The sequence below is a fragment of the Gluconobacter sp. P1C6_b genome, from assembly GCF_018811945.1.
Taxonomy (GTDB): Bacteria; Pseudomonadota; Alphaproteobacteria; order Acetobacterales; family Acetobacteraceae; genus Gluconobacter.
In genome coordinates this window covers 47,021-62,615 of sequence record NZ_JACRVU010000007.1, presented here as the reverse complement: position 1 = coordinate 62,615, position 15,595 = coordinate 47,021, and the positions used below count along the sequence as shown (strand labels likewise).

13 protein-coding genes are annotated in these 15,595 nt (G+C 61.8%); 8 read left to right on the top strand and 5 right to left on the bottom strand.

All coding sequences use genetic code 11. The features are described from left to right. Position 1 precedes the first annotated feature (1 nt). The 7 genes from ccmI to KP701_RS07010 all read left to right on the top strand — a co-directional run bounded on the left by ccmI (position 2) and on the right by KP701_RS07010 (position 8,601). Positions 2–742: a c-type cytochrome biogenesis protein CcmI gene (ccmI, locus tag KP701_RS07040; protein ID WP_215746507.1), complete on the top strand. Its 741-nt coding sequence runs from the start codon at positions 2–4 to the stop codon at positions 740–742. Next, the gene (locus tag KP701_RS07035) at positions 739–1,020 is read left to right on the top strand and encodes a DUF2089 domain-containing protein (protein WP_215746506.1); all 282 of its coding nucleotides are present in this window, start codon (positions 739–741) and stop codon (positions 1,018–1,020) included. Before ccmI ends, KP701_RS07035 begins: the two co-directional genes overlap by 4 nt. Before the next feature lie 129 nt (positions 1,021–1,149). Beyond that, the gene (locus tag KP701_RS07030) at positions 1,150–2,148 is read left to right on the top strand and encodes a hypothetical protein (protein ID WP_215746505.1); all 999 of its coding nucleotides are present in this window, start codon (positions 1,150–1,152) and stop codon (positions 2,146–2,148) included. Between the two features lie 55 nt (positions 2,149–2,203). After that, the gene (locus tag KP701_RS07025) at positions 2,204–3,100 is read left to right on the top strand and encodes a DMT family transporter (protein ID WP_215746504.1); all 897 of its coding nucleotides are present in this window, start codon (positions 2,204–2,206) and stop codon (positions 3,098–3,100) included. Between the two features lie 125 nt (positions 3,101–3,225). Further along, entirely contained in the window at positions 3,226–4,629 is a 1,404-nt protein-coding gene (locus KP701_RS07020) for a lyase family protein (protein WP_062501470.1), read from the top strand. 120 nt (positions 4,630–4,749) lie between these two features. Next, the gene (locus KP701_RS07015) at positions 4,750–6,234 is read left to right on the top strand and encodes a S10 family peptidase (RefSeq protein WP_215746503.1); all 1,485 of its coding nucleotides are present in this window, start codon (positions 4,750–4,752) and stop codon (positions 6,232–6,234) included. A 201-nt stretch (positions 6,235–6,435) separates the two neighbouring features. Next, on the top strand, positions 6,436–8,601 hold the full coding sequence (locus tag KP701_RS07010; protein ID WP_252345464.1) for a histidine kinase dimerization/phosphoacceptor domain -containing protein: 2,166 nt from the start codon (positions 6,436–6,438) through the stop codon (positions 8,599–8,601). A gap of 82 nt (positions 8,602–8,683) precedes the next feature. Here KP701_RS07010 and purF read toward each other — a convergent pair whose 3' ends face one another. Genes purF through KP701_RS06995 form a run of 3 tightly spaced genes read right to left on the bottom strand, consistent with a single transcriptional unit; the run spans position 8,684 to position 10,914 of the window. Next, positions 8,684–10,123 (bottom strand): amidophosphoribosyltransferase, encoded by a 1,440-nt coding sequence (gene purF / locus KP701_RS07005; protein ID WP_215746501.1) that lies wholly within the window; start codon positions 10,121–10,123, stop codon positions 8,684–8,686. 25 nt (positions 10,124–10,148) lie between these two features. Next, positions 10,149–10,712 carry a CvpA family protein gene (locus tag KP701_RS07000; RefSeq protein WP_215746500.1) on the bottom strand — a complete coding sequence of 188 codons (564 nt, stop codon included), beginning with the start codon at positions 10,710–10,712 and terminating at the stop codon, positions 10,149–10,151. Position 10,713: 1 nt separating this feature from the next. Then, positions 10,714–10,914, bottom strand: a complete 201-nt coding sequence (locus KP701_RS06995) for a hypothetical protein (protein WP_252345463.1) — start codon at positions 10,912–10,914, stop codon at positions 10,714–10,716. A 426-nt stretch (positions 10,915–11,340) separates the two neighbouring features. Between KP701_RS06995 and KP701_RS06990 the strand changes: the two genes are divergently transcribed. After that, complete coding sequence (locus KP701_RS06990; RefSeq protein WP_215746499.1) at positions 11,341–13,209, top strand: Hint domain-containing protein; 1,869 nt, start codon at positions 11,341–11,343, stop codon at positions 13,207–13,209. Between the two features lie 122 nt (positions 13,210–13,331). On the opposite strand, the gene hemA is transcribed toward KP701_RS06990, so the two are convergent. Further along, positions 13,332–14,549 (bottom strand): 5-aminolevulinate synthase, encoded by a 1,218-nt coding sequence (gene hemA, locus KP701_RS06985; protein ID WP_215746498.1) that lies wholly within the window; start codon positions 14,547–14,549, stop codon positions 13,332–13,334. After that, complete coding sequence (locus KP701_RS06980) at positions 14,546–15,505, bottom strand: LysR family transcriptional regulator (RefSeq protein WP_215746497.1); 960 nt, start codon at positions 15,503–15,505, stop codon at positions 14,546–14,548. The genes hemA and KP701_RS06980 overlap by 4 nt, the downstream gene beginning before the upstream one ends. Between the last annotated feature and the right edge of the window lie 90 nt (positions 15,506–15,595).

The window sequence follows — 15,595 nt, the reverse complement described above, 5'->3', positions numbered from 1 at the left end:
TTTGTTCTGGTTGGGAATCCTGATAATCGCGGCGGTGGCCCTGTGTCCCGCATTTCTGGGGCTGCGCACCCTGCGCCGGCGCGTCAACGCGCGTGACTCCGCTCTCGCCCTCTATCGCGGACAGCTTGGCGATCTGGAGCGCGACCACGCCCTCGCCCTTATCAATGACGAGGAATATCAGGCCGCCCGTCTGGAAGTTCAGCGCCGCCTGCTGGCCGCGGATGGCGAAGCCGCCGTCGAGGACCTGAACGCCGAGCCCGCAAAACGCAGCCGCGCCCTGCCGGTCGCTGCAGTTGGAATCGGCATCCCGGTGCTGGCCTTCGCGCTTTATCTCGTCAACGGTCACCCCTCCCTGCCGCCCCAGCCGCTAAGCGGACGGCAGACGGGTCCGGACGCGAAGGGCCTGCAGATGATCCACAAGCTCCAGACCCAGGTCTCCACCATCCCCCCCGGCTCACCGACCTATGCGACCGGGCATTTCCTGCTGGGGCAGGTCGAGGCGAAAGCCGGTTTGACGGATGATGCGATCCGGGACTGGAAAGCCGCCCTCGACGCGCATTTCGAGCCCGAACTCGCCATCCGCCTCGCCGAACTTGAAAGTCGCAACGGCAGCCATATCTCTGGTGAGAGCCTTGACCTCTATCGCCGCGCCCTCGCAGCGGCACCGGCCGATGCGCCCTGGCGTATGGCCGTGGAAGCGCGTATCGCGGTCGGCGAACATCAGGAGAATAACGGTCAGTGAGAAAACCCGAAGCCAACGCCATCGCGCTGTGCCCCGTCTGCCGCCAGCCCATGCGCCCGACCTCGGAAAAATGCCCCAGCTGCGGGGCTGAACGCCATTACGGTCCGCGCCTCCTCGAATCCGCCGTCTGCGCCTTCGCCGGAATGGTCCTGCTCGCGGCGCTCTCGACCCTGCTGCTGCCGATCTCGCTGTGGACGATCATGTTCGCCGCCATCGGGCTGGTGGCCGGTTTTCTCTTCTCCCACAACCGTTTCAGCGGCGATCGCTGGCTGAAATAATATCCCGTCAGGCCCGGACAAGAGCCTGATCCGGCCTTCCAGACAGAAACAGACGATCAGGTTTGTGAACCCAGAAGGGAAAACAATCGTTTTCCTTTCATCCGTCACTGTCTGGAAGTCTGTGAAGCCGTGCGCTTTCCGCTGGATCTTGTCCTGTGCCTGTCCCTAACCGCGGCTGTACTGGTGTCCGCCTCCCGGGCCCATGCGGGCCCCGGAGATGAACAGGCCTATTCAGGCTCCCTGTTCTCCCCGCCCACGCCGCTGCCAAAAGCCGGTGCATTCTATGTCGAACCCTATCTCTATGTCGGCTCACCCATCGGGCAGTTCGGCTCACAGGGAGACTATCATCCCCTGCCCGGCGTCCAGCGCTCCGTCAGTTCACTCGTCATCCTGAAATACGGCATCACCAACCGCATCTCGGTCTACATCACGCCACAGGTCCAGTATTCCTGGCAGCGATCCGCAACGCCGTCCGGTCTGAAATTCACGGACCTGCCATTTGTTTTGCAAGGCGTGGCGCTGGATCGACAGAGCAGGCTCTGGCCCGGAAGCTGGCAGCACACAACCCTTACCGTGGATATCGGCATGAACTTCCCGACGGGAAGCTATGACCGGCTGTCCCGGGCACAGGATGGAAGCGGATCGGGCGTCTATTCCTTCCGTTATGGTCTGATCGACCAGACAGGATTCAAATTCGGTTCCATGCGCCCCTTTCGCGTCCGCCTCTGGGCCACCGGAACACAACCCGTCACGTCTGTGCCCCTGAGCGGACAGAGCGTCTACGGGACCAGCGCGGGCTTTTCCGGCCGCGCCCATGCCGAGGCCTTCGGCAATTTTGGCGGATCCGTCGAATTTTCCCTGAATGATCATTTCGTCTTTGCTCTGGACATGATCCGGGACTGGTCCAACGGTTCCCATGTGCAGGGCCGCCAGATCTTTCAGAGTACACCGGCCGCCCAGAACCTGTCATTCAACACGCCAGCGGAAGACGACTGGTTCGCCGCACCGGCCATCGAATACAACTGGAACGCCAGCACCTCCATTCTCGGCGGCGTTGGACTGACCCTTTCAGGCCGCGATACAACCCGTCAGGTCATCGGAACACTGGCCTTCGAACATACATTCTGAGGTCCCGCATAAAGTCCGTCTCCCGTTCGGGAAATATTCCTGATAATGGGCAGTCATGACACATTCTTCCGGGCGTTTCCTGCCGTTCTTCGTCGCCGTGGCCATCCTGTCATGGGCGAGCGCCTATCCCGTCGTCCGGATTGCCCTGCATGACCTTGCCCCCGTACCTCTGGCCGCATTGCGCTATGCCGTTGCGGCCGTCATGGCGGCCCTGTGGCTGCTGTGGAAGCGTCCCCGGCGCCCGGAACTGACAGATATTCCGCAGATCCTGGCCTGCGGGATCATTGGGATCACCGTCTACAACATCCTGTTCAACTGCGGCGAAATGACCGTCTCATCCGGCGCGGCCAGCCTTCTCATCAGCGCAGCCCCCCTGATGGCAGGCCTTCTGGCCATGGTGTTCCTCGGCGAGCGCATGTCCCGCTGGGGCTGGGCCGGATCGATCCTGAGCTTCAGTGGTGTTGCGCTGATCGCAAAGGGGCAGAGCGGTGGCCTCTCCTTCGGGTCGGGGGCGACACTGGTCTTTGGTGCGGCTGTCTGCGCAGCGTTCTACACGATCCTGCAAAAAGGCCTGATCCGACGCTACGGCGCACTTCCCACAATCGCCTATGTCCTGATTTCCGGCGCGATTTTCCTGACCCCATGGCTGCCACAGGGCCTCACAAGCTTCTCCCACGCCTCATGGCAGGGACAGGCCGCTGTGCTGGAACTCGGCATTTTCCCGGCAGCTTTCGGCTATGCCGCCTGGGGCTTCGTCATCGGGCACCTCGGCGCCTCACGCGGTGCGGCCCTGCTTTACCTGCTGCCGCCCGTCACGATGGTCCTGGCCTATCTCCTCACCAGCGAGGTCCCCTCCCTGCGCACCCTGATCGGCGGAGCCGTCGTGATGGCGGGCGTGATCCTGACCAACACCTATGGCCGTCACCCCGTTGCCCAGACCGTAGAGTCCTGAGCCCCCAGCGGGCTGTGGCGACGTCTGGATTTTCTATGGCTGTCTTCCTTTGTCCTGCGGCAATTGTGCGATAATTTCCCGCCTGGAATGAGCCGGATCACCCGCAGGAAAGCCGAAAACAGACAATGAGCCGTACCGAAACCGATGGCATGGGCCCGATCGAAGTTGCTGACGATGTGCTGTGGGGCGCGCAGACGCAGCGCTCCCTGAAATATTTCAGCATCGGCCGTGAACTGATGCCGCGTGAAATGATCGAGGCCTATGCGATCATGAAACGCGCCTGCGCCACGGCCAATGCCGCAAGCGGTCGCCTGTCTCAGGAGCGTGCGGATCTGATCCATACGGTCTGTGACGAGATCACGAAGGGCGAGCATGACCGGATGTTCCCGCTCCATGTCTGGATGACGGGTTCGGGCACGCAGTTCAACATGAACGTCAACGAAGTCATCGCGAACCGCGGCTGCCAGATCACCGGCAACCCGCTCGGCAGCAAGACACCGCTGCACCCGAACGATCACGTCAATATGTCGCAGTCCACCAACTGCAACTTCCCGACCGCCATGCACATCGCGGCCGTTCTCGGCACGCATCGCCGCCTCATCCCCGCCCTGACCCGCCTGCGCGACGCCATGGCCGCCAAGGCCGAGGAATGGCGCGATCTGGTCAAGGTCGGCCGTACCCATCTTCAGGATGCCGTCCCCATCACGCTGGGTCAGGAATGGCACGGCTATGCCGGGATGCTGACGGACAATATCGCCCGTCTGGAACAGGCCCGCGACGGCCTCTTTCCCCTCGCTCTCGGCGGTACGGCACTCGGCACCGGCGTCAGCACGGATGAAGGCTTCGACCGTCGCGCCTGTGCGGAAATCGCCCGCCTGACCGGCCTCGGCTTCACGGCAGGCGAGAACAAGTTCGCGCTACAGGGTGCCCATGACGCACTGGTGCATCTGTCCGGCGCACTGCGGACGACAGCGGGCAGCCTGTTCAAGATCGCCAACGACATCCGCCTGCTCGCCTGCGGCCCGCGCGCCGGTCTGGGCGAACTGCACCTGCCGGAGAACGAACCCGGCTCCTCCATCATGCCGGGCAAGATCAACCCGACGCAGGCCGAGGCGCTGGCCATGCTCGCCCTTCAGGTCATGAGCAACGACGTCGCGGTCGGCCTTGGTGGTGCCGCGGGCATGCTGGACATGAATGTCTACAAGCCGCTCATGATCCACAACATCATGCAGGGCATCACCCTTCTGCATGACGGTTCGGAGAACTTCCGCCGCTTCCTCGTCGAGGGCACGAAAGCCAATACCGACAAGCTGAAGCAGGATCTGGAACGCTCGCTCGTCCTCGTCACGGCCCTCTCCCCCGCCATCGGCTATGACCGTGCCTCGAAAGTCGCGCATCACGCCATGGAAAAGGGGCTGAGCCCGCGTGAAGCCGCACTGGAACTCGGCTTCATGACATCGGAAGAGTATGACCGCTTCGCCGACCCGCGCCTGATGCTGCGTCCCAACATCACGCCGCCCAAAGCCTGACCAGTCCTCAGCCCCTCACCCTGCCGCATGACGAAAACTTCATGCGGCAGCGGTAGCCGTTCCGCCTCAGGACTGATACGGCGAAATATTCCTGCTTCTTTTATCGGAGATGCCCGTCAGATGATGACCCGCCGCGCAGCCCTGCTCGCTTTAACGCTTCTCTCCCCCGTCTGTACGGCCGCGGCGGCCGAGGCTCCCAAGACCGACGCCACCAAGCCCACCGATGCCTTTACCGGCGAGGCAGCCCTGCTCCCGGCGGATTCCGTCACCCAGCATCATCTGAACGGCATCGCCTATACCGCCCATGCTGGCACGCTCATCCTGCGCGACCATGACGGCAAACCGACCGCCCGCATGTTCTACGTGTCCTACACCAAGGACGGCGTCCCGGCTGGCACACGCCCGGTCTCGTATTTCTTCAATGGCGGCCCGGGTGCGGCCACGGCCTATCTGAACCTCGGCGCGGCTGGCCCCAAGGCCCTGACCATGCCCGCCAAGGACCCGACGGACGGCACGCACGCCACGATGGGTGACAACCCCGATAGCTGGCTTCCCGTCACGGACATGGTCTTCATCGACGCCGTGGGCACAGGCTATTCCCGTCCTACCGATACGGCGAAGGCCGGGGACCAGTTCTATGGCGTGAAACAGGACGCCAGCACCTTCGCCAAGGCCATCGGCCTGTGGACGGCAGCGAATGGACGTGAGGCCTCGCCGCATTATCTCGTGGGCGAAAGCTATGGCGGCATCCGCTCCATCCAGGTCGCAAATGCGCTCCAGATGGAACAGGGCATCCTGCTCAACGGCATCGTGATGATCTCCCCGGCCATCGAAATGCCCCTGCTGGATTCAGACGAGAACCCGCTTTCCGCCGCCCTCATGATGCCCAGCCTGATCACATCGCATCAGAGCCCGAACGTGACGGAAAAGACCGCCGAAGACGCCTATCAGTGGTCCCTGAACACCTATCTGCCGAAAATCGCCGGCAAGCTCCCGTCCGGCACCGAAGGCCAGGCGCTCTATGCCGAGATCGCCCAGCGGACCGGCCTGCCGCAGGACGTGATCGCCCGTCAGCACGGCATCCCGGCCATCGGCTCGCATGACATCATGTCCCGTAACGGCCGCCTGTACGGACTGTACGACTTCACACAGTCCATCGCCGACCCCTCGGCCGATGGTCTGGACGAAAGCCCCGATCCGACGCTGTTCGGCTTCGGCCGCGCCTATGGCAACGCCTTCTCGGGCTACGCGGCGAACGACCTCGGCTTCAAGACGCCCCTGACCTACGACCTGCTGTCCTTCAAGGTGAACGGAAGCTGGAAATGGAGCGCGGGCGGCCCGTCGCCCATTCATCAGATCCCGGTCCTGAACCGTCTGCTGGCGCTCGATCCGGGCCTGCGAGTCTTCGTAGCCAATGGCTATTACGACGTGGCCTGCCCCTTCGGCACCGCGCGCTGGATGAAAGATCATCTGACGGTAGGTGCGGACCGTGTGTCCCTGCATCTCTATCAGGGCGGCCACATGCTCTATACGCGTCCGGCCAGCCGCCATGCTCTTTCGGCAGATGTCGCATCCTGGATCCAGGCCGACAGTCGACAGCCCTGACCCAACCAGACCTGAAACAGGACGTCATAAATTGACAGTCCTGATGGAGGAACAGATAATGCACGGAATGATTTCTGGGCCTTCCATGTCCGCTGTCTGTCAGTGGACACGGGCAGTCTCTTCCTCTTTCAGGTGGATCTCCATTTGACAGTCCAGCGCTCCCTCGCCCCCGAACCGGGCTGTTCGCTGGAACATGCCGTCATGAGCTCGTGCGATCGCGAGCCAATCCATCGCCCGGATGCCATCCAGCCTTATGGTCTCCTGCTCGTCGCCGACAGCACGAGCCTGAAAATCATCGGTGGCGCAGGCGATATCGAAGGGCGTCTCGCTCCCGACTGGCTCGGGCGCTCTCTGGCGGATCTCCTGAAAATCCCGGAAAGCCGCCTTCACGACGAAAAGCGGCCTTCCCTGTCCGATCTGCGCGTTGCGGGGCTGAAAGACGAAACCTTCAGCATCCTGCGCCACGCCCAGGATACGCATCTCCTCATCGAGCTTGAACCGGTCGAAGCGCATAACCTGCTGACCTGGGACATTTTCGGCGAAATCGACAGCACGGCAGACCGCTTCGAGCGCTGCCCGGATACAACATCCGTCTGCCGCCAGGGCGCTGCGATCTTCCGTCGGCTTACGGGTTTCGATCGCGTTCTGGTCTATCGCTTCATGGAAGACGGAACCGGCCGTGTGGTCGGCGAAAGCCGCAACGCCGCCTTCCCCTCCCTGATGAACCACCATTTCCCGGCCAGCGACATTCCCACGCAGGCCCGGGCCCTCTATCTGCGCAACCGTATCCGCGTCATCCCCGACATCACTTACGAGGCTGCCCCCATCCGCCCTCCGGAAGCTAGGCTTGCAGGACTTGATCTCAGCGATGTCCAACTCCGGAGCGTCTCGCCGATCCATCTCCAGTACATGGCCAATATGGGCACGCGGGCCTCGGCCTCCGTCTCACTGGTCGTGGATGGCGTATTGTGGGGGCTGATCGCCTGCCACAATGCGACGCCACGCTGCCTGTCCGAAGACATCCGCGCAGCCTGCCGCACCCTGGCCGGCGTCATGTCGCGCCAGTTGCGGAACAAGGAAGAGCTGGTCACCTATCAGGAGCGCCTTCGCCTTCGCAATGCGATGGAGTTCGTCACGTCCCATTTCGACGTGCGCCATCCCATCGAAAGCAACCTGCGCAGCTTCATGGGCGAACTGCAGTCCCTGTTCCCGTGCAATGGCTTTGCCGTCATCAGTGACGGAACCATTACCGGGACCGGCGTACTGCCCGATGCGGACAACCTGCACCGGCTGCATGACTGGCTGAGACTGGGCACGAACGGCGGCATTTTCGTCAGCACCATGCTGGGGAAAGATTATCCCCCCGCAGCCGAGTGGCCGGAACGCTCGGCGGGTCTTCTGGCCATCACGCTCCCGTTCCGGACGCCGACCTGCCTGATCTGGAGCCGCGTCGAGATCATCCAGACCATCGAATGGGCCGGAAACCCTCACAAAGACACGGCAGAAGGCAGCGACGTTCTGCGTCCCCGCGCGTCCTTCAGGACCTGGGAACAGACGATCCGCGGTCACAGCACGCGCTGGACCAGCGAACAGAAACAGGCCGCCCGCCGCCTGCGCCGCGTCCTGATCGCGGACTACCAGACCCAGCAGCTCCGCGAGCTCAATGCGACCCTTGCCGCCACGCTGGAAGAGCGCGAAAGCCTGCTCCGCCAGAAGGATTTCCTGATCCGGGAAGTCAATCACCGCGTGCAGAACTCCCTGCAGATGGTTGCCTCCTTCCTCAAGCTCCAGGCCCGCAGCGCTTCGAACGAAGAAACCACAACCGCCCTGACCGAAGCCCAGCATCGCATCGCCGCCATCGGCCTCGTGCATCGCCGCCTGTACCGGGACGAGCATTTCGGCATCGTGGATCTCGGCCGCTATCTTGAAGAACTGATGGAGGAGCTGTGCTCGTCGCTGGGCGGGGACTGGCAGGAGCAGCTGCACCTCTCCCTCTTCCCGATCATGATCTCCGCCGACCGCGCCATCAATATCGGCCTGGTCCTGACCGAACTGGTCATCAACGCCAGCAAATACGCCTATGACGGCAAGGCCGGCCCGCTGCATGTCGGCCTGGCCCAGACCAGCGACCGTCTGGTGCTGACCGTCTCGGATCAGGGCGAATGCACGCCTCAGCTCAAGGGAACGGGTTTCGGGACGCGCATGATGAATGCCGTCGTCAGCAGCCTCTCGGGCACACTGACCTACACCACGCTCACCCCGGGCCTGGAAGCCGTCATGACCCTGCCGCTGGACTCCATCCTGCCTTCGGCAGCGGATGCCAGCACCGAGGCTGCCCTGTCCCAGCCCCCCTACCCATATCCCTGAGCCTTCCCCGCATTCAGGCATGAAAAAAGGCGCCTGACCTGCGGCCCGGCGCCTTTTTTGTGTTCTCTGGGAAAATCCGGCCTTACGCGACCAGATTGCCTTCCTTGTCCACCAGTTCGATCGGGTAATCCCCGGTGAAGCACGCATCGCAGTAACGGCGCGCGCCCTCGGCCCGATTGGCGTGACCCAGCGCCCGGTAAAGCCCATCGAAGCTGACAAAGGCCAGACTGTCCGCACCGATCGCCTGTGCCATTTCCTCAAGCGTGTGCGTCGCCGCCATCAGCTTGCTCTCTTCAGGCGTATCGATCCCGTAGAAACATGCATGCTTCGTCGGCGGAGACGTGATGCGCATGTGCACTTCCGTCGCCCCGGCCGCACGCACCATGTCCACGATCTTGCGCGACGTCGTGCCACGGACGATCGAATCATCCACCAGAATAACGCGCTTGCCCGCCAGAACCGGACGGTTGGCGGAGTGCTTCATCTTTACGCCAAGATTTCGGATCTGGTCCGTCGGCTCAATGAACGTCCTGCCCACATAATGGTTACGGATGATACCAAGTTCGAACGGAATGCCGCTCTCCGCCGCATAGCCAATCGCGGACGGCACACCGGAATCCGGCACAGGCACCACGACATCCGCCTCAACCGCGCTCTCCCGCGCAAGTTCGCAGCCGATCTGCCGCCGCGCCTCATAGACCGGCTGGCCCTCAAGCACGGAGTCAGGCCGCGCGAAGTAGATGTATTCAAAAACGCAGAACCGCCCGCCCTGATCACCGAACGGCCGCAGGGAGCGCAATCCGTCCCCGTTGATGACGACGATCTCGCCGGGTTCGATGTCCCGGACATAATCCGCCCCGATGATGTCCAGCGCACAGGTCTCACTAGCCAGCACCCAGCCGCCATTACCCTGCTCATAGCCCGGCATCCGGCCCAGAACGAGCGGACGCACGCCCAGCGGGTCGCGCATGCCGATCAACCCGTCATCCGGCGTCAGCGTCACCAGGGAATACGCACCCTTGACCTGCTTGACCGCATCGATGAACCGGTCGAGCACGGTCGTGTAAAGCGAGATGGCGATCAGGTGGATGAAGACTTCCGTATCCGTGGAGGAATGGAAGATGCATCCACGCTTGACCAGCGCCTGCTTGAGGGTCGCGGAATTGGTCAGGTTGCCGTTATGCGCGACGGCCAGACCACCGAACTCATAATCGGCATAAAGCGGCTGCACGTTGCGGACATGAGTTCCGCCCGTCGTGGCATAGCGGTTGTGACCAATGGCCACCGTGCCGGGCAGCGTCGCCATGACGCGACTGTCACCGAACACGTCGCCAACCAGCCCCAGACCCTTGTGCTGGTGGAACCGTTCGCCATCGAAACTGACGATACCGGCGGCTTCCTGGCCGCGATGCTGCAGGGCGTGCAACCCCAGAGCCGTCAGGGCGGACGCATCAGGCACACCCCAGACGCCAAAAACCCCACACTCTTCGTAGGGGCGGTTGAGACTGTCGGACTGGGTCATGCGGCGCGGCCTTTCCGGACTGGTTTCACAAGGACGCCTCATGGCCGCTTGTGAACGGAGACGCAAGATGCGGTTGCAGGAAATGAGGCAGATAACCTGTCAGATGGGTGGCTCCAGCGGCAATGTAAGGGCCGATGAGGCTTCCCTGCATCACATAGGTCATCCAGGACCCGAAAAAAGACCCCGCCAGCAGATAAAGCACGATCAGGGCCACATAACCCCTCGCCACCCCGAACACGGCACCCAGAATACGGTCCACGCCGCCAGACAGAACGCCCCGTGCCGCCGAACCGACCCGCGCGCCGATCATGGTGAAGACCAGCAGCACGACAACAAAAAGAATCGCCGTACTCGCGCTCCCGGCCAGTGCTGCCTGATGCAGATAGGGTTCCAGATAAGGCTCGAGCATCCCGTGGAACCGGTAGGTCAGGACAATCGCCCCCACCCAGGCCAGAAGCCCGGCCAGTTCGGTCGCAAAACCCCGCGTCAGCCCCCATAACGCCGAAAGCGCCATGATGATCAGGGCAACGATGTCGAGACGGGTCAAATCGTCAGGGTTGATATGGGACAGGTCTGGCAGGGGCGGCATGTCACGGCAGCTTCGTCGAGCGGAAACGGCCCCCCTTGTAGGGACGGATCCCACTCGCACGCAACTCGTCCGCCAGACGGATCCGCTCGTCGAGCTCCGACCAGACCAGGCTCGCCTCGACATCACGCGCTTTCCAGATTCTTTCCAGAAGCACAATGAAAGCTGCGCTGTCCCGGACCAGGGCAGACCGGTCATTGATCATGACATCCAGTACACAGGAAGCTCCCGCAATTCCCATTCTTTGAGAAAGCTTCGTTACTTTCCGATTCTTACGGAAGGGAACCGATTTTTCCTGTGACACCATCACGACATGATGGTCGGAAGCCTGCTGACAGGCAACCCGTGCCGCCGTTTTTTCCTGCCAGAATCATGTCCTGTTTTCTCTGAAAAGCAGAGATTCAAGTCCAGCGTCACCTTCTGGACCACAGCGGATGAGATTCGCGCAAGCAACTGAAAAATAACGCTTTAACGTTTTGTCACTGACGTTTTCATTTTTAAAACCTGAATGATCTTGCGCTTAAATTATCTAATAATTAACTCTCCGCATAAGACAACGCGTCACAGTCAGGCCCTGGAACCCACCCCCTCTTCTTTGGAACGGCTCCCGGCCTCCTCAGGACTCTAAGAAATGACAAACTACTGGAAGGGTGGCGCAACCGGAAACTGGTTCGCTGCAGCAAACTGGAACGATAACAACGTCCCGCAGGACAAGGCCTGGATCGACGTCCTGGCAGGAAATCCTGATGGCAGCGCTGTGACCATCGCCTTTGCGACAGCAAGTGCGACAACGCTCCAGAAGGTCACTGTTGCCGCCAACGCAACACTTGATGTCACGGCGACCTCTTCCGATGCCAATGCCACAGTCTTCAACGTCAACAGCCTCACGGTCGCCGAAGGCGGTACGCTGGACATCGATACGTCCAATGCGGTGAGCCTGGGCAACAGCCCGACGGTAAACGGCACCCTGCAGATCAGCGGCAATCCGGCTGTCTCTATCAACAGCAACAGCATCGGCGGCACAGGCACCCTGATCCTCGACGGAACGACGATAGGCAGCGCAAATGCCCAGTTCCAGATGGGCTCGTCCCTCACCACGGTTCTTCAGAACGGTGCGACGCTTTACGTCAACAATGCGACCGCTGGCGGCAAGATCGTCTTTGGCCGTGACGCAGTGGATGGCACATCCAGCCAGCTCGTCTTTGCCGACTACAACCAGACGGTAAACACGCCAATCACGGGTTATGACGCAAATTCAGTCATCACCATCGGGAGTGGCAACACGCCTCCGACAAGCGCCACGTTCACGGACAATGGGAACGGCACCTACACGCTTAAAATTGCCTTCGATCAGTATGGCAACGGCATCACCCTGACAGACGTTTGCTTCGGTCCGAATTCGGCCCCGGGCACACCGACGATCGTGCACAATGCCGATGGAACATGGAGCGTCGTTGGCGGCGCAACCGGCTATAACGGGCAGATCTGCTACCTGGCCGGAACCATGATCCTGACGCCGGAAGGCGAACGCGCCATCGAGACCCTCGAGGCTGGCGATAAGGTCATGGTCTATGCCAATGGCACGACCAGCACGCAGACGATCCTGCGCGTTGGACACGCCCATGCGACGACCGGAACGACGGGACATGCCGATGTGGACGCCGTTCCCGTGCGCGTGCGCGCCGGAGCACTGGCCGACGGTATCCCCAGTCGTGATCTGCTGGTCACGCCCGAGCATTGCATGATGCTCGAAGGCAGCTTCGTTCCGGTCCGGATGCTGGTCAACGGCATGAGCATTGCCTACGACCACTCCATCACGGACTACGACTACTACCATATCGAAACCGAACAGCATTCGGTGCTGGTGGCGAATGGTGCGCTGTCGGAAAGCTTCCTGGATGCAGGCCATCGTCCGGACACCCTCATGCAGGGCAGCCAGGTGACCCGTCTGCGCCCTCTGAGCTGGGAAAAGGACGCCGCCCTGCCGCTGGTCACGGATCGTGAGCATGTCGAGCCCCTGTTCGCAGCGATTGCCCTGCGCGCCGAGACGCTGGGTTACACCGCTCCGCAGGCGGCCCCGCCGGCAGATGTCATGAGCGAGACCCATCTCGTCCTGGCAGACGGCACGGCCCTGTACCCGATCCGCGCCAACGGTGAGCAGTTTGTCTTCATGCTTCCCGAAGGCTGCCAGAGCGTCCGCATCATCAGTCAGGCCGCCCGTCCGGCTGACCGGATCGGACCCTTCGTTGACGATCGCCGCACACTCGGCGTTCTCGTGGGTGAAGTCACGATCTGGAGCGGCGAACACACCCACCGTATCTCCAGCCATCTTTCGGACCCCTATGCTGATGGATGGTGGGGTATCGAAACCAGCCATGCGCGCTGGACCGGCGGCAATGCCCGTCTGGACCTTGGCCAGACGCTGAAGATGTCCGGTGGCATCCTCAGCCTGCAGATCCTCTCCCACGGTGCCCAGGCCGAGGCAAAAGCCGCAGCCTGATCAGCCGTCTTCGGATGACCTGAAACAAAAAAGGCAGGCCCTGAAGAGGGTCTGCCTTTTTTCATGACACTTCCGGAAATGAACGGGGGGGCGTTCGCGTGCGAACGCCCCCCCGTTCCGTTTCAGGCTGCAGCGGACTTGGAAGTCTTGAGCTGACGCTCCTGCCACAGCGTTGCCAGAGCCTCGACCAGTTCGTCGATCATCTCATTCGTATGCAGCGGCGTCGGCGTAATACGCAGACGCTCCGTGCCACGGGGGACAGTCGGGAAATTGATCGGCTGGATGTAGTTGCCAAAGCGGTTCAGCAGCTCGTCCGACAGGCTGCGGCACAGCTCTGCCTCGCCCACCATGACGGGCACGATATGGCTCGGGTTCATGACATGCGGGATGCCAGCCTTGTCCAGGGCCTGACGAAGATAGGCGACCGCACGCTGCTGGCCTTCACGCTCCGCACTGCTGCTGCGCAGGTAACGCACGCTGGCCAGAGCACCGGCCGCAATCATCGGCGGAAGAGCCGTGGAGAAAATGAACCCGGACCCGAAGGAACGAACGAAATCGCAGAGGGCAGCGGATGCAGCGATATAGCCGCCCACAACGCCATAGCCTTTACCCAGCGTTCCCTCGATAACCGTCAGACGATGGGACAGACCAAGTTTCTCAGCCACGCCTGCGCCGTGATCGCCATACATGCCGACGGCATGAACCTCATCGAGATAGGTCATGGCGCCATATTTGTCGGCCAGATCACAGAACGCCTCAATCGGGGCGATGTCGCCATCCATCGAATAGACCGACTCGAAAGCGATGATCTTCGGAACATCCACGGGAAGTTCCTTCAGACGACGTTCCAGATCCTCGATATCGTTGTGACGGAAGATCTGCTTCTCGGCGCGGGAATGACGGATGCCCTCGATCATGGAAGCGTGATTGAGCTCATCGGACAGCACGACGCAGTTACGCAGACGTCCCGCGATGGTCCCGAGCGTCACCCAGTTCGACAGGTAACCGGAGTTGAAAAGCAGCGCGCTTTCCTTGCCATGCAGGGAGGCGAGCTCCTTTTCCAGCTCTACATGATAGTGGTTGGTGCCCGAAATATTGCGGGTTCCGCCGGCTCCGGCGCCCGTTTCGTCCAGCGCCTTGTGCATGGCCGTCAGGACTTCAGGGTGCTGCCCCATCCCGAGATAGTCGTTGGAGCACCAGACCGTGACATCACGGCCCAGGCCATGATGGAATGCCTTGGGGAAATTTCCGGCCCGGCGCTCCAGATCCGCAAAGTAACGGTAGCTGCCATCCGCATGCAGACCGTCAAGGGCGGACTGAAACATCGCATCATAGTTCATCGCGTTTTCTCCTGCCCGGCACTGTAATCCTGTGACACGATCTCGCCAAGCACTCTCTCCAGATAAGCCAGCAGAACCCGCAGTCTTGCGGACATCTGCGTCCGCGTGGCTCCGCAGCCCGTGACGATGAACCAGACGGACAATTCCGCCCCTGTCCAGCCGGGAAGCACTTCCACAATCCGGCCGCTTTCCATATCCGGCCTCAGCATGAAATCGGGCAGAAGAGCGATCCCCAGTCCGGCCCGGATGGCCGGCAGGAGCATGTCTCCGCTATTGGCACTCATCCGCCCCTTCAGCCGGACAGATGCCTGACGACCGTCGGTGTGCCTGAGGCGCAGGAAATCCGGAACGGCCGCATTGGTGTAAAGAAGCCCCGCCTGTCCCGCCAGATCCTCGGGATTTTCCACCTCATCAAGCCGGGCACGAAACTGCTCCGAACAGACAAACCGCGTCACGGACCGGCACAGCAGAAACGCCTGTCCCGACACCGCCGGACGCAGCAGACCGGACGTGATCCGGACCGCCGCTTCAAACCTGCCGCCGAGCAGATCCACGACCCCGTCATCCAGATCCATCTCCAGCGTGATGTCCGGATACTGTTCCAGAAATCCGGGCAAGGCTGGCCCGAGCACCTCGCGGCCGAAAGTCATCGGGGCTGCCAGCCGGATCATGCCGCGTGGCGTCGCCGTTCCTTCACGAAGTTCGGTTTCCAGCCCCTCTCCTTCCGACAAGATGCGACGCGCACGCTCAAGACATTCCGCTCCCTCTGCGGTCAGGGAAAGATGGCGCGCACTGCGCTGAAACAGCGTCGCGCCAAGACGATGTTCCAAGCGCCCCATGATCTTGGACACCGTGGGAGCCGACAGCCCCAGGGAGCGCGCGGCGGCAGCAAAGGACCCGCTTTCCGCAACCCGCGCGAAAACGGCCCAGCCTTCGAAGTCGGGCAGAGCTGTCATGCCGTTTTCGGAAACTTCACATTTCCATCCTTTCCGTTTTCTTCATGGTCTCCATACCCCATTATCTACGACAGAACATCAATTCAGGAG

Bases quoted from the DNA above. Each gene is read 5' to 3' on its own strand.
- KP701_RS07020 (WP_062501470.1), top strand. From the start codon at position 3,226: ATGAGCCGTACCGAAACCGATGGCATGGGCCCGATCGAAGTTGCTGAC.
- KP701_RS06980 (WP_215746497.1), bottom strand. From the start codon at position 15,505: ATGACAGCTCTGCCCGACTTCGAAGGCTGGGCCGTTTTCGCGCGGGTT.
- KP701_RS07025 (WP_215746504.1), top strand. From the start codon at position 2,204: ATGACACATTCTTCCGGGCGTTTCCTGCCGTTCTTCGTCGCCGTGGCC.
- hemA (WP_215746498.1), bottom strand. From the start codon at position 14,549: ATGAACTATGATGCGATGTTTCAGTCCGCCCTTGACGGTCTGCATGCG.
- purF (WP_215746501.1), bottom strand. From the start codon at position 10,123: ATGACCCAGTCCGACAGTCTCAACCGCCCCTACGAAGAGTGTGGGGTT.
- KP701_RS07010 (WP_252345464.1), top strand. From the start codon at position 6,436: ATGAGCTCGTGCGATCGCGAGCCAATCCATCGCCCGGATGCCATCCAG.
- KP701_RS06995 (WP_252345463.1), bottom strand. From the start codon at position 10,914: ATGATCAATGACCGGTCTGCCCTGGTCCGGGACAGCGCAGCTTTCATT.
- KP701_RS07015 (WP_215746503.1), top strand. From the start codon at position 4,750: ATGATGACCCGCCGCGCAGCCCTGCTCGCTTTAACGCTTCTCTCCCCC.
- KP701_RS06990 (WP_215746499.1), top strand. From the start codon at position 11,341: ATGACAAACTACTGGAAGGGTGGCGCAACCGGAAACTGGTTCGCTGCA.
- KP701_RS07000 (WP_215746500.1), bottom strand. From the start codon at position 10,712: ATGCCGCCCCTGCCAGACCTGTCCCATATCAACCCTGACGATTTGACC.